The sequence below is a fragment of the Ruegeria sp. BH8 genome, from assembly GCF_056538065.1.
Genome location: NZ_JBQFSP010000020.1, coordinates 19,563 through 36,696, shown reverse-complemented (window position 1 = coordinate 36,696; position 17,134 = coordinate 19,563). Strand labels below are relative to the sequence as shown.

Genomic DNA, 17,134 nt, shown 5'->3' with positions numbered 1-17,134 from the left:
CGGCCTCTGGGACGGTTACGCTCTCGAAATGACCGCCTAACGGACGCAGACCAGACCGCCATCAACCGCGTGCAAACAAGTTGGCAATGCCACTGCACAAGCTGAAATCCTACGTGCTGAGTGCCTTCAACGAGCGGACCGACGAGTTGCTGGCTGGCCTTCCAGAGGCCGGCAAGCCCCAGGCGCTGTTAAACGCCTTGTTTGCCGAAGACCGTTCTGTGTCATCCGATATGGTCATGGCATTTGCTGCACTGACGGCCCGAGCCACCGAAGATCAAGCGCTGCGTGACGACTGCCAGCAGTGGATTCTCGAATTCGAGGGAAAGATTGCAACGGTCCTCGCGTCGGGCGCGAAGAATACCGATCATCAAAAAATTGCCGAGGTGGCCACAGGTATTACGGCCATCTACTTCAACGCGGCTTCGCTGGCCCCCCTGGAAATGCCGGGAACCTGGATGCTTGCCTCAAGACACGCGGCGCAAAGCCTAATGGAAACGATCGGTTAACGCTCATGAATCCACACATCCTGAACTATATCGGATTTGCCGTGCTGGCGGTCTCGACCGCGCTCGGGTTCCAATCGCTTTGGGGCATCCTGTTCCTTTACTGGACGATCCCCAATTTCTACTCGGGGCACGCCTTTTTGCTGTCTGAGGTGTCCCGCGCAGACGACCCGATCCTGTTTTGGCTGATCCAGGTCGCCTGGGTTTCCATCGGCATCATGCTGTTGCTCTCTGATTTTCTGCCCGGCTGGGCCTGAGCCCGTTCTGAGGAGTTTCCCCCATGTCTACCATGTTGCACCTGCTGCCTACCGACGCCTACACCTCGCAGGACTGGTTTGACCGGGAGATGCGCGAGATATTCTCAAAAACCTGGATCTATGCCGGGTTCATGGAGGATGTCAGCGAACCGGGCCAGTATTTCAGCGTGCAGGCCGGGCTGAACAACATCTTCATCGTGATGGGCCGCGACCGCCGGTTGCGCGCCTTTCACAACATTTGCCGTCACCGCGGTACGCAGCTGATCCGGGCGGTTGGGAAAACCCAGAAGGCGCTGACCTGCCCCTACCACGACTGGACCTACGATCTTGAGGGCAACCTGATATCGGTCCCCGAAGAGCAGGAGGAATTCGGCAAGGTCGATAAAGCCTGCCACGGGCTGAAACCCGCCAGCGTGGATATCTGGAAGTCGATGATCTTTGTGCATCCCGACCCCGACGCCGGCCCGATCACCGACTGGTTCGGCCCGGTCGAAGAACATATCGGGCCGCATGTGCCGGAAGAGCTTGTTGAGTATGAGGAGCTGAACAACTCGTATGAGATCAAGGCCAACTGGAAGATCGTGGTCGAGAATTACATCGACGTCTATCACCTCAGCCATCTGCATTCCGGTACGCTTTCCATGTATGATCACAAATCCGCCGAATATGGATTTGTTGGCGATCACTACATGTTCTGGGAGCCGCCCGAGGCATCCTTTGCCAAGGATCAGAACGCAAAACTGATCGCCCCGCGCATCATCGCCGAGGATCAGAACGGCGCTTGGGTCCCGATGCTTTGGCCGGGGATCGGTATCGGCGCCACGGAAGACGGCTGGAACATCTTCATCGTCGAACCGCTTGGGCCCGCCCTGACACGGGTGACCAACCGCGGACGCGTCGCCAACGCATCGAACTGGGAATTCGCCAAGCAAGAGATGAAATCCTCGAGCTTCTGGACCAAGTTCGGCTTGAGCGGCAAATACGAAGCACACGATGCGCAAAGCGAAGACGATCCGATGGCGGGCGGCGATTTCACCGCCGAGGATATCTTTGCCTGCGAACGGCAACAGGCCTCGCTGACATCGCCCTATTTCGAAACAGGCCCCGCCGCAAAAGGCGAAAGCCCGGTGATCGAGCATCAGAAAGTCGTCTTGCGGTGGCTGGGCGAAGCATGATTGCGCAGACCGACACGCTGTCGATCGGCACCTTGTTCCGAACCTTCTGGGGCAAGATCTTGATCACCTGGGGCCTGACCCTGATGGAAACGGCGTTTTTCGCCCTGATGCCGCTGATGATCGGCTTTTCGATCGACGGATTGCTGACCGGTGACTGGCAGCCGTTCCAGTTTCTGATCGCCATGTTTGTGCTTGTCCTGGTCGTCGCGACAGGCCGGCGCGTCTGTGACACGCGAGCCTATGGCACGATGCGCGTTGAACTCGGCAAGGCGCAGGTCGCGCGCTCGGCGCAGGACCCGGTCAGCGTTGCCAACGCCCGGGTCCTGATGGGGCGGGAACTGGTCGACTTTCTCGAAGACACCGCACCCAACACGATGACAGCGCTGGTACAGGTGGTGGCGTCGGTCGTGATCCTGTTGTCGTTCCACGGCGCGCTGGCGCTTTCAAGTGGCGGGTCGGCCATTGCAATTCTTGTCATTTATGCGTTGTTTTCACGCAGTTTTTTCCACGCCAACGCGGCGCTGAATGAACAGTCGGAAAACCAGGTTTCAGCCCTGGAAAGCAAAAGTCCGAAAAAGATCGCGGCCTATTTCCTGGGTTTGCGTCGGCAGGAAGTCCGGCTGTCGGATACCGAGAGCCTGGTCTACGGGCTGATCTTTGCCGTGCTGATGACGATGGTGGCGTTCAATCTCTGGTTTGCCGCTACGCAAAGCGGCGCTTCCGCCGGGGATATCTTTGCCATCGTCACCTATTCCACGCAGTTCCTTGAAGCGGCGGTCACCCTTCCTTTTGCGCTGCAAAACCTGACACGGCTGCGCGAGATCACCTACCGGATCAACCGATCCGGCCTGGCATTGGTGGGGGAAGGCACATGATACGCCTCAGCGCCCCCGTTCCGGTTCAATGGGCGGTCACCACGTCGATGTGCTTTTGCCTTGCGTATCTGGCCTATTTCGGCCCCGCCAAAGTGTCGGCCGCCGAGGCGCGCGATCTGGCACGTGTCTACTACACATCCCTCGAAGCAGAGGACTGGCATACGATCTACGGCCTGTTCCAGTCGAATGCCGCGATCAGCGTCCGGGCCGATTATGGCGGTGCAGCAGAACCTGACGGGTACGAAACCAACGCGTCCGACTGGGCGGATGTCGCCGGAACCTCGGGCGGCGGCTGGGGCTATGCCGCTCCGGAAAGCGGTCTGACCGAAACCAACTGGACTTACGAACTGGCACTGGTTTCAGACAGTTCCGACGGCACCCGGATCCGGATTGACCATTCTTCGGATTACAGTTTCCAGGGCTACGAGGGGCAGGCAACGGGGTACGAGGTTCTGACCCTGGTGCGCTACTACGGCCGCCCTATCATCGTCGCGCTCGAATCCAGCAAGAGTTTTGGGGAATAAACATGGCACGAAATTTCCACCCGCTTCCCGTAAGCGAAACGCGCCCCGAGATCGGTGGCCAGGCTAAAACAGTGATGTTCGATGTGCCCGACGATCTGCGTGAGGCCTTCGCGTGGCAGCCAGGACAGCACCTTTCGTTTCGCTTCCAGATCAACGGAGAGGAAGTGCGGCGCAGCTATTCCATCTCCGCCTCGCCCCATACCGGTGACCCGCTGCGGATCACGGTCAAGCGCGTCAAAGACGGGCTGGCCAGCAACCACATCAACGACCATGTCAACGCAGGCGATGTGATTGACGTGATGCCGCCCTTTGGCGCCTTCACCCTGGAGTGCGCCGCCAATGCGCGGCGGACCCATTACTTCTTCGGGGCCGGTTCTGGGATCACACCGCTCTATGCGATGATGAGCTCGGTCATGGCCGCCGAACCGCAATCGGTCGCCTATCTCGCCTATGGCAACAACAACGAAAAAAGCATCCTGCTTGAGGAAGAGATCAACGCCCTCGCGGCGGCAAACCCGGATCGACTGCTGGTCAATCACGTTTTTTCCCGGCCCGGCTGGTGTTCCAGCGCCGATTATTGGCGCAGGGGCATCGTCGACAAAGATGCGATTGCGGCCATGATCACCGAAAACCCGCCCTATGCTCAGGACACTCAATATTATGTCTGCGGGCCGGGCGGCATGAACGCAGCGGTAAAGGAGGCGCTGATGGCGCTCGATGTCTCGGCCTCGCGCATTCACATGGAAAGCTATGGGGGAACGGTCGAGCTTGACACCAGCGTCGCGGGCATGGCGGCCGCGGCAGAGGTCACCCATGATGGCAAAACACTGTCGGTGCCCATAGTAGAGGGTCAAACCGTGCTCGAAGCGGCGCGGGCGGCAGGGCTCAATCCGCCATTCTCCTGCCAGTCGGGGGTGTGCGGCGCATGTAAGGCTCGACTGACCGATGGCACGGTGCACATGCGCGCACGCATGGCGTTGGAAGATGATGATATTGCGAAAGGCACGGTCCTGACCTGTCAGTCGGTGCCAACCGCCGAATATCTCGCCCTCAACTATGACTGAGTTTCTCCGATCGCATGACGCAATATCTCCTTTGCGATCATTGCTATGTACTTGGTCACTCAGACGACCAGAAATCGGCTTGACCCGCTCGCACCATATCTCGTTTTGCCAGAGCTCGAATTGAATCAAAACCGGACATTCACGTAGCCTTTGCGAACTGACGCATTGCCCACCCCACGATGATCTATTCAGGTCGCGGCGAAAGGACAGATTGAATCCCGGCCCTCAGAGTGGCTTTCAATGACTTCTGTGGGTGGCTCCTGCATGGGGTCGACTCCGGCTGAGTGCAGAATAGGGCGTTAAGCCCGGATTGAGGTTCTGGATTTGCGCTCAGCCTTCGTTTTCGGTGAGATAACGGTAGATGGTAGCCTTAGAGAGGTTGTATTCCGCCATGAGATCTTTGATCAGAGTGCCACTTGCGCGTTTGTCGCGCAGTTCTACGATCTGATCATTAGTAAGCGCGGGACGCTTTCCGAACTGAACACCTCGATCCTTCGCCTTCTTGATCCCGTCCATTTGCCGCTCGGCGCGGATCTCGGTCTCAAATTGGCCGATGGCCCCGAGCATGTTGAACAAAAGCCGTCCGGTGGCATCGGATGTGTCGATGTTCTGATCAAGGACGACAAGATCGACGCCTTTATCGCGCAGGGTCTCGGCAATCTGGCAGAGATGCAACGTGGATCGAGCCAGCCTGTCGATGCGGGTTACGATCAGTTGGTCGCCTTCGCGGACATAGTTGAGGCACTGTTTTAGCTGAGGGCGGGCATCGGTGGTGCCGCTACGCTTTTCCTCGAACATCTTGTCACAGTCACGCAGCTTTTCACGTTGCACGTCCAAAGATTGTCCGACTGAACTGACACGGGCATATCCTACTTTGGCCATGGGGTCTCATATAAGTCAAGGATTTGTGAGACAGCCATATTGAGACATTGAAAAAGACATGGCAAGCGGATGGTCTCAATATGTCTACATTCAAAGACTCCATCCCATAAAGAAAGAACAATCCGATGGCACACCGAGCGGTCTTGACCGCGCGACAACGCGCGGCGCTTTTTGATCTTCCCTCTGATGAAACTTCGCTGTTGAAGCACTACACATTGGATGATGAAGACATCGAGCACATCCGCACCCGGCGGCGGTCTGAAAACCAAATCGGCTTTGCGCTTCAGCTTTGTGCCTTTCGGTATCCGGGTCGCTTATTGAAGGCCGGTGAGGTGATCCCGGAACCGGTTTCCCGTTTTGTGGCCGCTCAACTCGGTCTGAAGCCAGATGATCTCCTGCCATATGCCGCTCGGGAGAAGACCCGCCGGGAACATCTGGAAGCTCTGCGCAAGATGTATGGGTACAAGATGTTCTCCGGCAAGCGCGCCAAGAAAATGCGGAAATGGCTGGATGAGAATGCTGAAACAGCGCAATCCAGCGAGTTTCTGGTACGTAGCCTCGTGGAAGAATGCCGTAGACGGCAGATCATTCTGCCGGGAACTTCGGTCATTGAACGTCACTGTGCCGATGCGTTGGTTGCAGCCGAACGCAGGGTCGAGGCTCGCATTGCGGCTCATCTCAACGCAAACATGCGCGGCCAACTCGATAGTTTGCTGAGCGAAGAGGTGGATGGTCGGGTTAGTCGCTTCATCTGGCTGCGGCAGTTCGAGGTGGGCAAGAACTCTGCTGATATCAATCGTCAGCTCGACCGGTTGGAATTTTTACAACGGCTCGCGCTATCACCAACAATCCTGAACGATGTTCCTGCGCATCGGGTTGCGCAATTGCGCCGTCAGGGGGAGCGTTATTTTACGGATGGTCTCCGGGACATCACCAGTGATCGTCGTCTGGCCATCCTCGCCACCTGTGTTGTGGAATGGTCAGCTGCCATCGCAGATACCGTTGTCGAGACACATGACCGGATCGTTGGATCAATCTGGCGAGAGGCAAAGAGGATTTGCGATGCCCGAGTTGCCGAAGCACAATCGGAGATCGCGGCGACCCTCGCAGGGTTCGAGACACTGGGTACGACATTGTTGTTAGCCAAAGGCGATGAGGCGGCAGTTGCCGGCGCCGTGGATGCGTCCTGTGGTTGGAGCGTTCTGGAAAAACTCGTCGCAACGGCTGGAGCGCTTGGGAAAACCGTTAAGGCGGATGCGCTGGCCTATGTCGAGCAGGGATATCATCGGTTCAAGCTCTATGCCCCGCGTATGCTGGCAGCATTGGACATCGCGGGAGCCAGTGTGGCTGAGCCGTTATTGGCGGCGGCCGATGTGATCCGTGACAAGCGCAGTATTCCAAGTCGCTCTGCGCCCTTTCTTCAGCCGCAGTCGAAATGGCGAAGTCACTTGCGGAACCCAGAAACCAATCGAGACCGCCTTTGGGTTGTTGCGGTGCTGTTTCATCTGCGTGAAGCCTTCAGATCTGGTGATGTCTGGCTTGCTCATTCTCGCCGCTACAGCGATATGAAACAGGCTCTGGTCCCTGTTGAAGCGGTACAGACCATGGGTTTATCGATGCCATTGGAGCCGGAACGCTGGATCGCAGATCGTAAGCAACGGCTTGAAGACGGGCTGCATAGGCTTGCGATGGCGGTCAAAAACGGAGCCCTTCCTGGTGGAATCATTGAAGATGGGCGCTTGCGCGTCGACCGGCTTGAAGCGGATGTACCCGCTGAAGCCGATAGCCTTATCCTTGATCTTTATCGCCGCCTGCCGGAGGTGCGGATCACGGATATCCTTATGGACGTGGACAATGATACCGGGTTCACCGATGCCTTCACCCATTTGCGCACCGGGGCGCCGTGCAAAGACAGGCTTGGCCTTTTGAATGTCATTCTCGCTGAGGGTCTGAATCTTGGGTTGAGCAAGATGGCCGGGGCCAGCAGCACGCATAGCTTTACTCAGTTGGCACGGCTCTCGAACTGGCATGTCGAAAGCGAGGCCATCCATCGAGCGCTGGCCATCGTGATTGAAGCGCAGGCACAGTTACCAATGGCAAAATATTGGGGTGCCGGTGAAACCGCTTCCAGTGACGGGCAATTCTTCCCCACCACGAGACAGGGTGAAGCGATGAATCTGATCAATGCGAAATACGGTCATGAACCCGGTCTGAAAGCCTATACCCATGTATCAGATCAATATGGTCCCTTCGCCACGCAGGTCATTCCCTCCACGGTTAACGAAGCCCCATATATTCTGGATGGGTTGCTGATGAACCCGACCGGAAAACGGATCAAAGAGCAATATGCCGATACAGGCGGCTTCACCGATCTTGTGTTCGCTGCCACTTCGCTGCTTGGCTATCTGTTCATCCCGCGCATCAGGGATTTGCCGTCCAAACGGCTGCATGTCTTTGATCGCCGCAGTGTCCCGACTGAACTGAAGAGCTTGGTGGGTGACAAAATCCGGGAAAATACGATTATCGCCAATTGGCCGGATGTGCTGCGCTGCATCGCAACGATGCTTTCAGGCAGGATGCAGCCCAGTCAGCTCCTGAAGAAACTGGCGGCGCGGCCGAGACAACATGATCTGGCCATTGCCCTGCGCGAAATCGGGCGGGTTGAACGGACACTCTTCATCATCAAATGGGCGCTCGACACGGACATGCAGCGCCGTGCCAATATTGGCCTCAATAAAGGTGAAGCGCACCATGCTCTGAAAAGTGCCCTACGGATCGGTCGCCAGGGGGAAATCCGCGACCGCACCGCGGAGGGCCAACACTTCAGGATTGCAGGGCTGAACTTGCTCACCGCCATCATAATTTATTGGAATACAAAACAGCTTGGTGTCGCTGTCGCGCAGCGGAAAAGGGCCGGGTTGGACACGCCAGCATACCTCCTCGCGCACATCTCGCCTCTTGGCTGGGCCCATATCATTCTCACAGGCGAATATAGATGGCGGAAGATGAAAGCGGGAAACCTGTGAATTCTCAAGCGCCGACAACACCAGATTTTGATGCACCCTGCGGAGAAAGGGGAAGGAAAGCCTATTTTGGCGAAACTAAACAAGCCCATGAATCTTAGCGAAGGGATCCCAGTTTTTGTCTTCATGCCAAGTGTATTCACACCATTTGGAAACTTGATCAGCGGTTGCCTTCCCGTGCATTACAGCTATTGCCCCAAGCGTCATATCCATGCCAGCGGAGACACCAGATGATGTGATGAACGGCCCGTCTTCGACCCATCTGGCCTGCCGAAGCCAGTCAACTTTGGGCCCTTGATCTGCGACCCATGCGAATGCGGCTTTGTTCGTGGTCGCTCGGCGATTGTCCAGAACGCCCGCCTTAGCCAGCAAGGCACTCCCAGTGCAAACACTTAGGGTATACTCTGCGTTTGTAGAGACTTCGGCAATCCAATCCAGAATTCTCGCGTTATTGACCTCGCGTCTTGTACCCGCTCCACCGGGCACGAAAAGTAGATCGTAGTCGGCACCGTCGTCGATGGCACAATCAGCATGTGCCGATAGCCTTTGATTGCTTTCAACCGGGCCAGTCGTCTCGGCGACAAGACTGAGGCTGAATTCATCGCTAAGAAGCCCAAACATTTCCATAGGGCCAAATACATCTAGCAACTCAAAACCTGGGAAAACCAAAGCACCAATTCTACGCATCAATCCGCTCCACCGCCTGATACCACAGACGCTACAGTTTCGACGAATGGACGAAAAGCCCGCTTCTTGCCATTTCGAACAACGCGTTGAGAATGATCCGTGTCCAATATGCGGAGAACCCCTTAACGCCCTATTCTGCACTCAGCCGGACTCGACCCCAGAAGCGGCTGATGTTTGCTGGCGTGCCGAAAACCCCCTGTCAAAACTCTTTGGACAAAAACGGTGGATTCTGCCCCCTATTCCGTCGCTACACCGGATCAATGGTTTAGCGCCGACAGAACTTTCCGGCAAAACCAGTGTGGTTTTGGCAGGTTTGTGACCGTCTCGGATTGCCGCAAAAACGACCCTTTTCGCGACGCTTCCAGAGTTGAGACTAAGCCACTGATCTTCCTCAAGATCGCTTGATGCAAAGAAGCTGCGCATAATCTGCTTGGGGGATGGATATTCCTTGCAAGGAATTTTTATTCGACATACAACGCTTTCAAAAAGGGGATCAAAATGGGCAAGCTCACCGGGAAAATTATCGAGGCGCAGGCGGTAGAGAGCGCGCATGGAACTGCGTTGGTCGGACCTGAGTTGAAGCGCCTTCGTATCTTGTCGGGAATGACCCAAGGACAACTTGCCGAGCGGATGCAGGTGCAACAAGCTGCTATTTCGAAGATCGAGAAGGGTGGTGAAATCTACCTCAGTACCGTGCAGCGATATGTTGAGGCACTTGGTGCATCGTTGCACTTGAATGCTCATTTTCCAACGGATGCACCGATCTCTGCGCGGTTCCACAGCGCGCACTTCGATGTCGAGCATGGTCATGACGATCAGCTGGTGTTGCCGCTGCTCGGAGACGAGCCATTCAAACCGCAGCGAGACGTCGTTCTGTCGATCAAGCCGGTCTATTCCGAGAAAATTCTCGCGGGTCGAAAGACCGTCGAACTGCGCCGCCGGTTTCCCGTCTCCGCACCCAACGGGACCCTCGCCTATATCTATTCAAGCTCGCCTGTCAAAGCGATGGTTGGTACGGTCTCGATCCGCGATGTGTTGAAACTTCCAATCGAGCAAATATGGGTGGAATTTGAGAAAACAGCGTTTATTGAGCGGCCTCTTTTCGACAAATACTTTGACGGTCTCGATCACGGCTATGCGCTTGTCTTTGACAATGTGAAGTCATTTTCCCGTCCATTGCCCTTGCACGAACTTCGCGAAAAATTCGGATTTGAACCACCGCAATCGTTTCTCTATGCCAAGCGCGATTTAAGAAAGGCCCTTCGAGATGAGCCAGCAAGCGTATCTCATTGATACGAACATCCTGATCGGGCTTGAAGACAATCATACAGTAGAAGCGGCTTATTCAAGGTTCCACGCCCTCGCGTTGACCCACAAGGTCGACATCTATGTGCATGAGGCCGCAAAAGATGACATCGCGCGCGACAAGAAGGTCAAGCGCCGACAGATTTCTCTCAGCAAGATTGCAAAATACCGCCTGCTAAAAAAGCAGCACGGTTTGTCGCGGGTAGACTTGGGTGCCGCCTACGGACCGCTGAAGAAGCCCAACGATGTTGTGGATGCAACCCTGCTGCACGCGCTTGAAGGCGGTGCTGTAGACTTCCTTGTGACCCAGGACAAGGGGCTGCATCAACGCGCGCAGAACCGGTCCCCGGACCTTGCTCGCCGCGTCCTGTTTGTCGGCGACGCCGCAGAACTGTTGATCCAGACCTATGAGCCGAAAGAGGTGCCGATCCGCCATGTTGGGGAGGTCGAAGCTCATGAGATCAATAGCAAGGATGTTTTCTTCGACAGCCTTCGCGATGGTTATCCCGAGTTCGATGACTGGTGGCGCAAGAAATGCGTCAAACAACATCGGCCCTGCTGGGTCGTCTACGACAACGACCAACTTGCGGGACTGATCGTCCGTAAGGATGAGACCGCGGCCGATACAGACGCGATGACGAAGGCCGAGAAAATCCTGAAAATCTGCACATTCAAGGTGGCACCGCAGAGCAGGGGGGTCAAGCTGGGTGAATTGCTGTTGAAGCAGGTTCTCTGGTACGCGCAGAGAAATGGCTACGACCTCGCCTACCTGACAACTTACGAAGATCAGGTCGCGCTCATGGACTTGCTGGAGTTCTATGGGTTCCGCAACGCCGGTGAGAATGCCAACGGTGAATACATCTACGAACGAGATTTTTCCGCGAGTGCCTTGGTGCCGTCGGACACGAGAACCGATTTCGAGCAGGCGAGGGAGAACTACCCCCGGTTTGTGCTCCATCAGGACACACTCGGTTTCGGCATCCCTATCCAGGAGGGGTATCACGACACGCTCTATCCCGATCTCTGGAAGCCGATACAGCCGGATTTATTCGCGGGTGCTTCTCGCGCCGAAACAATCACGCGGCCCGGAAATACGATCCGAAAGGTCTATTTGTGTCGCGCCCAATCCAAATTGGGTCCGAGCGGATCGCTCCTGTTTTTCTACAAGAGTTCATCGAAGAATCCGCCCTCGCAAGCGATCACGGCACTTGGCGTTCTCGAAAGCGTGACTCTCGCAAAATCCACCAAGGACCTTATGCAACTTACCGGCGGTCGATCTGTTTACAGTGAAGAGGAGTTGGAAGGATGGAAGGCGACGCCCCAGAAACCGGTTAAGGTGATCAACTACCTTCTGGTGTCATACATCGAACCGGCGATCTCTCTTGACGAACTGAGGACATTGGGCGTGGTCAATGGCCACCCGCAGCAGTCGATCTACAAGCTCCGCCATGACTTGGTGACCAAGCTTGTTCAACGTGCAGATTTGGAGTTCGAAGTATGAATCAGAAGATCGTCGCATTCACCGGGATTTCAGGCGTCGGAAAGACGACATTTCTGAAGGAACTCGCGCAGAGGGTGTCGTTTCAGCACCTGACGGGCGGGAGTCTGATTGCCGCCGCCCGTCAGGCAGACGCAGACCAACGAGATGCCATGCGTCATGCCGATCTCGACGAAAACCAACAGCTTCTAATTGACGGCTTCTTTGTCGCCCGTGATCCACAGGTAGGGGTGGTGATCATGGACGGTCATGTCGTCATTGATGACGGCAACAAACTGACGGAGCTGCCCTCGACGGTTTTTCGAGCCTTGGAAGCATCATTGATGGTCCATTTGGAGGCCGATCCGGTCTGGATCGCGGCAAATCGCTCGCGCGATACGTCACGCTCACGCCCGAATTACGCGCCCGAGACGCTAGATCAGCATCAATCGACATCCCGCAACCATGCGGCTTCGATAGCTCGTAACCTCGGCATCGGGTTTCAAATCGTGACACATGATGACGCGGACCAACTCGCAGCTTGGCTTTCAAGTTAGAGGTAGCCGCCACATGAAACTAAAATTTCGATAGCAGGTGCAATTCTTCCGTGCGGACGGGGGTAAGTCGCAACCCAGTTTAGAATGTGCCCGTGTACAAACTTTTATCTGATAAGGTTCATTATGTTAAGTCGGTGCAGAGCTTCTTTTATGAAGCTTCAGTGCGAATCCGGCCCCGAACATGGCCGCCAATGCTGACACGATCGCTCCAATAAACTTCATTATGTCGAAAGTTTGCTGCGAAACACCCAAGGTGGTTAGGACGTCCAACTCGAAACGGATTTCCCCGCGTACGCCATCTATCTCAACATTAGCGATTTTTGTCAGCGGGTCCTCTTGGCTCAGCTCATGTTCCAATCCTTGGTGGGATACAGTGATTGCTCCCTTGGTGCGTGCACGAGGATCATTCTGAAACCGGATATCGTCACTCTTCACTGTCAATTGCATCTTGCCAGTTTCGGACGGTGAAAGCGTCCAACGAAAGCCTAGGTTATCCGCCGGGTTCTCCAGGACTACACAAGCCTCAACAGACAAGCTCTTTGGCTCCTGTCCCTGTCTGCACACATCAGTTGTTCTTCCTTCTAGCGTACTCGGCTTAAAAAGCTCAGCGACATATGTATCTGCTGGAAAGCCCATATCGCTCCACACGTCTGCCGAAACAACAAACTCTTGGCGAACCGGTACACTCTCTGGAAACGCAAAATCAACACTTACACTACGGAGTACATCAACCTGTTTGTTGGTACATTTCAGGCCTCGACAGACAAACTGATAAGTAACACTGGCCTTCGTGTTGTTTACAGTGATCGACCCTTTGTTCGAAAAAATTGGATCGTTGGTGACGGGATAGTACCAATTGCCAATATTCAAGATCGCGAAGGTAGCAGCCCAGTACACCAGAAACAAAAAAGCTAATCGGAATGCAGAGAACCTGAAAACGCGGTCGGGTGGAGCTAAATGAAGCAGTCGCACACGAAGGCGCGCTCGATAGAGGTAGAAGCTTGTAAGAAAGGAAAGAACTACTACGAAGCCTAGTATTCCCAAAGCAATCAAATCCGTCTCCTAATCCGCTGAGTAAAAGTCTATCTCAATCTAGAAATTGTGGTGTGCGCAACTCCCATATCACGGCCTATTGCGCGGCAGCTGTCGCCCATGGCAAGGCGCGCCAAAGCAAGTTGCTGTTGGTGATCGGTCAGCTTTGGCTTCGGCCCAAATTTGGTGCCACGAGCCTTAGCGGCTTCCCTGCCCTCGTTGGCACGCCTCGTGATCCGCTCTCTTTCGTCCTCCGCTAGGGCAGATAAAAAAGCGAGAATGCCTTTTCCCATGGGAGTTGTAAGATCGAGCCAAGGCTTGTCCAGGACCTTCACAGTGGCACCACGATCAGCGACGCGCTGGATTATCTTGATGCCGTCCATCATCGAACGGGTCGCTCGATCCCATTCAGCGATCACTAACACGTCGTCCGTGCCAAGTGCGTCGATAGCCTTTTCGAGCTGTGGGCGACCTTTCAATGATTTGGCGGTTGCCTTCTCGCGGAAAACGCGCTCGACGCCGACGCCATTCAGTGCACCAATTTGGCGGTCAAGGCTTTGCGCTTGCGTAGACACTCTGGCGTAACCGATCAACATGGCTTGAGCGTATCAGAACGCTTAGTGACTTGCACCAGATTTGCGCACCATACCCACAACCTTGTTTTCTAGGGTTTTGGCATGTGGTGCATAAATTTTGAGTCACGCACCAATCACCAACCCGGCTTGCGGGAATACGACTCCTCCCAAGTGGCGGTTGTTCCACACAGTTGGCATGTTGCAGAGGTAATCTCCGGCCCAGTATTTTTCATTGTTTGGGAAATATCAAAATCCTTGGGGCTTCCTATAGAGTTCCAGCTTGGTCCACCCCACCCAGAACCTTTATCATGCGCGACGACCGTGGTCGCATTCCCGCACTTTCCGCAAGTTATCCGAAAGTAAGCACTGTCGATAATTCCCATGCTTCTACCTCATTCACAGAATGCCAAATTCACGCGCGATCATCACCCGTAGGCAAATTTCGGTATCCATTGCTCAAGCAACTTCTCGTCTTCATCGTCTTCCTCATATGGGTCCTCCGGTAGGGCTTCACTTGAAAGGACTGTTAGCGTCAGGCCATAGCTTGAGTTTTCTACGCGGCTCCGGATCGTCTAGCAGAAAGCTTACCAAGGCATGGAAACATAAAAGGCGTTCACTCGCTCGAAGCATTCGTCGAAATTGGGAACTTCACCAATTTCCACCTCTAGGGTGTGCCAATCTGCCTTTGCTCGTTCCATGATTTTGGGTTCGGCCAGTGACGCCCGTGCAGGCTTGATGCCGCGTGCCTCGCACTTATCGCGAAGGATCGCGAGCAGTTGGGCCTTCTCCGTCTCGTCAAAAGGAAACCGCGCCAGCAACATGTCGAGGTCGTATATGTCTTGGCGGCGGTATCGGTTCCTTTTTTCCTGTTGGAGCAGCGCCCGAATTTTCTCTGCCATCAGATCATTCAGAGAGTACGCTTGAAAGGCTTCCTGACTTGTGGCGTCGCGAATGACCTGGATCGCGCCGACCGGTTCCTTGAAACTGATGTCGATGGTTAGCTTTTTCGGTGCCCGTCCCGCCTCCAAGTGTTTTTCCTGCGGCGAACCGCGGAGGGCATACCCGATCCCCATTTTGACGGCAGGCCCATCATTCTTCGGAAACTCTTCACCCTTCGGAAAATACTTAAATGATTGCGCCCTGCACAAAAGATCAGGATAGCCAAGCTCAGCAGCTGCACGCATGAAATTGGCATCGAGCGCGGCGGCAAGCTTTTCGGCAATGCCTGGCTCAGGGTCCGCTATGGGGGGTCGATTCCGGTAGGGGGCAGAATCGTATCATAAGAGATGTTTGCCGGACTTGCGGCACACCAGTTAAGTGTTTTCGGCAATAGGGAACGTTGGCTGTGCACCAACGGTTTACAATTCAAGCCAGAATGGAAGCTGCCTACTTCCGAACACAGGCTTTCAGTTCAATGTATCTTTAAACGGTTTAGGTCGCGCAAGAATGCGCAGCGTCGGATCTGATAGCTCGATGGTGTACCAGATCACCGGTCTCTTCTCTGGGTAATGTGTAGGTTGCTTTACCCATTGGGGGCTTTCGCCGCCGGGTAACTTGGTGGCTTCGAACGCATCCACCAAATCACCCGGTTTGACGTCATTACTGTCACCCATGATTAGCCTGCCAAACGTTTTCTGGCTTTGGCAGCCTTGCGTTGTTTGGCTTCCATGGCCTTGCGCTGTTTGCGGTTCAGTGTGGGCTGACCGGCACGATTTAAACTTGGCACAGGATCAAGGTTGATTGGTTGATTCCGCGGCATCATCGCCAGTTCTCTTGCGGACAATGGCTGTACTGGTCCACCGTCCAATACCATGGGCGTGGGCATATGCGGACGGCGACTCTCCCATTCACTGGCCTTATAGATGTCCTCCAAAGTTGTACCGGAAGCCTCCAGCACAAAAGCCTCTGGTTTAGGAAGAGTGGCACCATGTTCCCAAACAAAGGGTTCCGGTTCGCTGTCGCCAGAGCGGATCAGCCCGTCTTCGCCAATAATACCGCCCCTAGCCTCGATCACATCGGCCACGCATTGCGAGGTTTTGCTATTGATAATGAAGCGGGTGCCCAAGCGGATGCGCCCACGTTCTTTCTCAACAAGAATGCCGTCAATGCGCTCTTGCGTGATCGCCCAGACGAAACCGTCGCGCGGATCGCCAACAGGCACGTTGGTCGCGGCACGGATATTCTTGCCTTCGACATTCTGGATCATGCCATCGTCGCGCAGAATATCGAGCAGGCATTCGAATTTGTCCGCCTTCTTGCTATCGGGGCGGAAATACACGTGGCCGGGGGTGACGCGGGTGCCGAAGTAGTCGAGCAGAATTTTGGATTCATTCTCGAAGGTTCTTGAGACCTTTCCCGGCATAAGGTTGTCGTTCTCATCGAAAGACACAACGATGTCGCCTTTGCGGATCATCGCAATGGGCTTCTTCCAGATTTTGGCACGCACGGCGTCTTGATCGAAGACTTTGTGTGGATTGCTAGGATCAGGCGCGAATTCAGGCTCAAGCGGCCACATGTCGATGGGCGTATCGGGTCCAAAACACTCTGGGCGTACAGTTTCACCCAAGTAAGTCGCCACCGCTTCCGGTGTTCCAAGTGCCTCCAACAATAGAAGCCCAAGTTGATCAATATTTAGATCATTGATGTTGTTTCCGAGCGGGATAGTGACATGGTTTATCGCCAAATCAGCAATACCTTCTTCCCGAAGGTTAGCGATGGCTTCGAGTAGTGAATTTTTATGGTACCCCGCCCAAAGCCCTGCGACAGTATGTTGAAGCTGATCAGTGTTATCTAAAAACTCATCGCGGAAGCCTGTCGCCCCCCTTCTCGGATCAATATCAAGGTTGTGCCAGAAGTCCCCACTACCTCTCCAACGACCCCATACGTGGTCTCCTACGTACACCGAAAACAGATCATCCACTACCGCTTCCGTTACTGCATGACGATTGGCGAAAGCGTGTTGAGAATCTTCGTAAGTAATCCCATAGTCATTCCGCACTTGCCGAACAGCTAGGTCTATCGATTCTCCTAGAAGCTGAGCGTGCGTGGTATTCCCGCTACTAACGTCATCGTATCTAGACACCACAAAATCACGCAAGTTCGTTCGTCTCGCTGCCTCACTCAAAGCGATATCTCCCTACAAAATATATGAATTTCTATCTGCTCTTCCACTCGCTATGAACGCAGTTCCACACAGTT

Annotated in this window: 17 protein-coding genes; 10 read left to right on the top strand and 7 right to left on the bottom strand. The window is 54.8% G+C overall.

Annotated elements, in window-relative coordinates:
• Positions 1–86 precede the first annotated feature (86 nt).
• Genes ACR0AD_RS19475 through ACR0AD_RS19450 form a run of 6 tightly spaced genes read left to right on the top strand, consistent with a single transcriptional unit; the run spans position 87 to position 4,398 of the window.
• Positions 87–506 (top strand): hypothetical protein, encoded by a 420-nt coding sequence (locus ACR0AD_RS19475; protein ID WP_480489134.1) that lies wholly within the window; start codon positions 87–89, stop codon positions 504–506.
• Between the two features lie 5 nt (positions 507–511).
• Positions 512–760, top strand: coding sequence for a hypothetical protein (locus tag ACR0AD_RS19470; RefSeq protein WP_480489132.1), 249 nt, complete (start codon positions 512–514; stop codon positions 758–760).
• Between the two features lie 23 nt (positions 761–783).
• Positions 784–1,935 (top strand): aromatic ring-hydroxylating oxygenase subunit alpha, encoded by a 1,152-nt coding sequence (locus tag ACR0AD_RS19465; protein ID WP_480489130.1) that lies wholly within the window; start codon positions 784–786, stop codon positions 1,933–1,935.
• A complete protein-coding gene (locus ACR0AD_RS19460; protein ID WP_480489128.1) occupies positions 1,932–2,810 on the top strand; it encodes an ABC transporter six-transmembrane domain-containing protein in 879 nt (292 codons plus the stop codon). Before ACR0AD_RS19465 ends, ACR0AD_RS19460 begins: the two co-directional genes overlap by 4 nt.
• Positions 2,807–3,334 (top strand): hypothetical protein, encoded by a 528-nt coding sequence (locus tag ACR0AD_RS19455; RefSeq protein ID WP_480489126.1) that lies wholly within the window; start codon positions 2,807–2,809, stop codon positions 3,332–3,334. Before ACR0AD_RS19460 ends, ACR0AD_RS19455 begins: the two co-directional genes overlap by 4 nt.
• 2 nt (positions 3,335–3,336) lie before the next feature.
• On the top strand, positions 3,337–4,398 hold the full coding sequence (locus ACR0AD_RS19450) for a 2Fe-2S iron-sulfur cluster-binding protein (protein ID WP_480489124.1): 1,062 nt from the start codon (positions 3,337–3,339) through the stop codon (positions 4,396–4,398).
• 330 nt (positions 4,399–4,728) lie between these two features.
• Here ACR0AD_RS19450 and ACR0AD_RS19445 read toward each other — a convergent pair whose 3' ends face one another.
• On the bottom strand, positions 4,729–5,280 hold the full coding sequence (locus tag ACR0AD_RS19445) for a recombinase family protein (protein ID WP_480489122.1): 552 nt from the start codon (positions 5,278–5,280) through the stop codon (positions 4,729–4,731).
• A 125-nt stretch (positions 5,281–5,405) separates the two neighbouring features.
• On the opposite strand from ACR0AD_RS19445, the gene ACR0AD_RS19440 reads away from it, so the two are divergent.
• Complete coding sequence (locus ACR0AD_RS19440; protein WP_480489120.1) at positions 5,406–8,306, top strand: Tn3 family transposase; 2,901 nt, start codon at positions 5,406–5,408, stop codon at positions 8,304–8,306.
• A gap of 75 nt (positions 8,307–8,381) precedes the next feature.
• On the opposite strand, the gene ACR0AD_RS19435 is transcribed toward ACR0AD_RS19440, so the two are convergent.
• A complete protein-coding gene (locus ACR0AD_RS19435; RefSeq protein ID WP_480489118.1) occupies positions 8,382–8,990 on the bottom strand; it encodes a DJ-1/PfpI family protein in 609 nt (202 codons plus the stop codon).
• A gap of 498 nt (positions 8,991–9,488) precedes the next feature.
• Here ACR0AD_RS19435 and ACR0AD_RS19430 point away from each other — a divergent pair, with 498 nt between their 5' ends.
• From ACR0AD_RS19430 to ACR0AD_RS19420, 3 genes are read left to right on the top strand one after another with little or no spacing between them, the layout of a single operon-like run.
• On the top strand, positions 9,489–10,283 hold the full coding sequence (locus tag ACR0AD_RS19430) for a helix-turn-helix domain-containing protein (RefSeq protein WP_480489116.1): 795 nt from the start codon (positions 9,489–9,491) through the stop codon (positions 10,281–10,283).
• Positions 10,258–11,796, top strand: coding sequence for a GNAT family N-acetyltransferase (locus ACR0AD_RS19425; RefSeq protein ID WP_480489114.1), 1,539 nt, complete (start codon positions 10,258–10,260; stop codon positions 11,794–11,796). The genes ACR0AD_RS19430 and ACR0AD_RS19425 overlap by 26 nt, the downstream gene beginning before the upstream one ends.
• Positions 11,793–12,329 (top strand): AAA family ATPase, encoded by a 537-nt coding sequence (locus tag ACR0AD_RS19420; RefSeq protein ID WP_480489112.1) that lies wholly within the window; start codon positions 11,793–11,795, stop codon positions 12,327–12,329. The genes ACR0AD_RS19425 and ACR0AD_RS19420 overlap by 4 nt, the downstream gene beginning before the upstream one ends.
• Before the next feature lie 126 nt (positions 12,330–12,455).
• On the opposite strand, the gene ACR0AD_RS19415 is transcribed toward ACR0AD_RS19420, so the two are convergent.
• The 5 genes from ACR0AD_RS19415 to ACR0AD_RS19395 all read right to left on the bottom strand — a co-directional run bounded on the left by ACR0AD_RS19415 (position 12,456) and on the right by ACR0AD_RS19395 (position 16,856).
• Positions 12,456–13,382, bottom strand: coding sequence for a hypothetical protein (locus ACR0AD_RS19415; RefSeq protein ID WP_480489110.1), 927 nt, complete (start codon positions 13,380–13,382; stop codon positions 12,456–12,458).
• Positions 13,383–13,411: 29 nt separating this feature from the next.
• Entirely contained in the window at positions 13,412–13,957 is a 546-nt protein-coding gene (locus ACR0AD_RS19410) for a recombinase family protein (RefSeq protein WP_480489108.1), read from the bottom strand.
• Between the two features lie 563 nt (positions 13,958–14,520).
• Positions 14,521–15,159 carry a nucleotidyl transferase AbiEii/AbiGii toxin family protein gene (locus ACR0AD_RS19405; protein WP_480489138.1) on the bottom strand — a complete coding sequence of 213 codons (639 nt, stop codon included), beginning with the start codon at positions 15,157–15,159 and terminating at the stop codon, positions 14,521–14,523.
• A 183-nt stretch (positions 15,160–15,342) separates the two neighbouring features.
• Positions 15,343–15,549, bottom strand: coding sequence for a hypothetical protein (locus ACR0AD_RS19400; protein ID WP_480489106.1), 207 nt, complete (start codon positions 15,547–15,549; stop codon positions 15,343–15,345).
• A gap of 2 nt (positions 15,550–15,551) precedes the next feature.
• A complete protein-coding gene (locus tag ACR0AD_RS19395) occupies positions 15,552–16,856 on the bottom strand; it encodes a hypothetical protein (protein ID WP_480489105.1) in 1,305 nt (434 codons plus the stop codon).
• Positions 16,857–17,134: the final 278 nt, after the last annotated feature.

Excerpts from the sequence above, each read along its gene's own strand:
- ACR0AD_RS19465 (WP_480489130.1), top strand. The coding sequence starts at position 784 with ATGTCTACCATGTTGCACCTGCTGCCTACCGACGCCTACACCTCGCAG.
- ACR0AD_RS19440 (WP_480489120.1), top strand. The coding sequence starts at position 5,406 with ATGGCACACCGAGCGGTCTTGACCGCGCGACAACGCGCGGCGCTTTTT.
- ACR0AD_RS19410 (WP_480489108.1), bottom strand. The coding sequence starts at position 13,957 with ATGTTGATCGGTTACGCCAGAGTGTCTACGCAAGCGCAAAGCCTTGAC.
- ACR0AD_RS19445 (WP_480489122.1), bottom strand. The coding sequence starts at position 5,280 with ATGGCCAAAGTAGGATATGCCCGTGTCAGTTCAGTCGGACAATCTTTG.
- ACR0AD_RS19435 (WP_480489118.1), bottom strand. The coding sequence starts at position 8,990 with ATGCGTAGAATTGGTGCTTTGGTTTTCCCAGGTTTTGAGTTGCTAGAT.
- ACR0AD_RS19460 (WP_480489128.1), top strand. The coding sequence starts at position 1,932 with ATGATTGCGCAGACCGACACGCTGTCGATCGGCACCTTGTTCCGAACC.
- ACR0AD_RS19420 (WP_480489112.1), top strand. The coding sequence starts at position 11,793 with ATGAATCAGAAGATCGTCGCATTCACCGGGATTTCAGGCGTCGGAAAG.
- ACR0AD_RS19400 (WP_480489106.1), bottom strand. The coding sequence starts at position 15,549 with ATGGGTGACAGTAATGACGTCAAACCGGGTGATTTGGTGGATGCGTTC.
- ACR0AD_RS19455 (WP_480489126.1), top strand. The coding sequence starts at position 2,807 with ATGATACGCCTCAGCGCCCCCGTTCCGGTTCAATGGGCGGTCACCACG.
- ACR0AD_RS19450 (WP_480489124.1), top strand. The coding sequence starts at position 3,337 with ATGGCACGAAATTTCCACCCGCTTCCCGTAAGCGAAACGCGCCCCGAG.
- ACR0AD_RS19430 (WP_480489116.1), top strand. The coding sequence starts at position 9,489 with ATGGGCAAGCTCACCGGGAAAATTATCGAGGCGCAGGCGGTAGAGAGC.
- ACR0AD_RS19475 (WP_480489134.1), top strand. The coding sequence starts at position 87 with ATGCCACTGCACAAGCTGAAATCCTACGTGCTGAGTGCCTTCAACGAG.
- ACR0AD_RS19425 (WP_480489114.1), top strand. The coding sequence starts at position 10,258 with ATGAGCCAGCAAGCGTATCTCATTGATACGAACATCCTGATCGGGCTT.
- ACR0AD_RS19470 (WP_480489132.1), top strand. The coding sequence starts at position 512 with ATGAATCCACACATCCTGAACTATATCGGATTTGCCGTGCTGGCGGTC.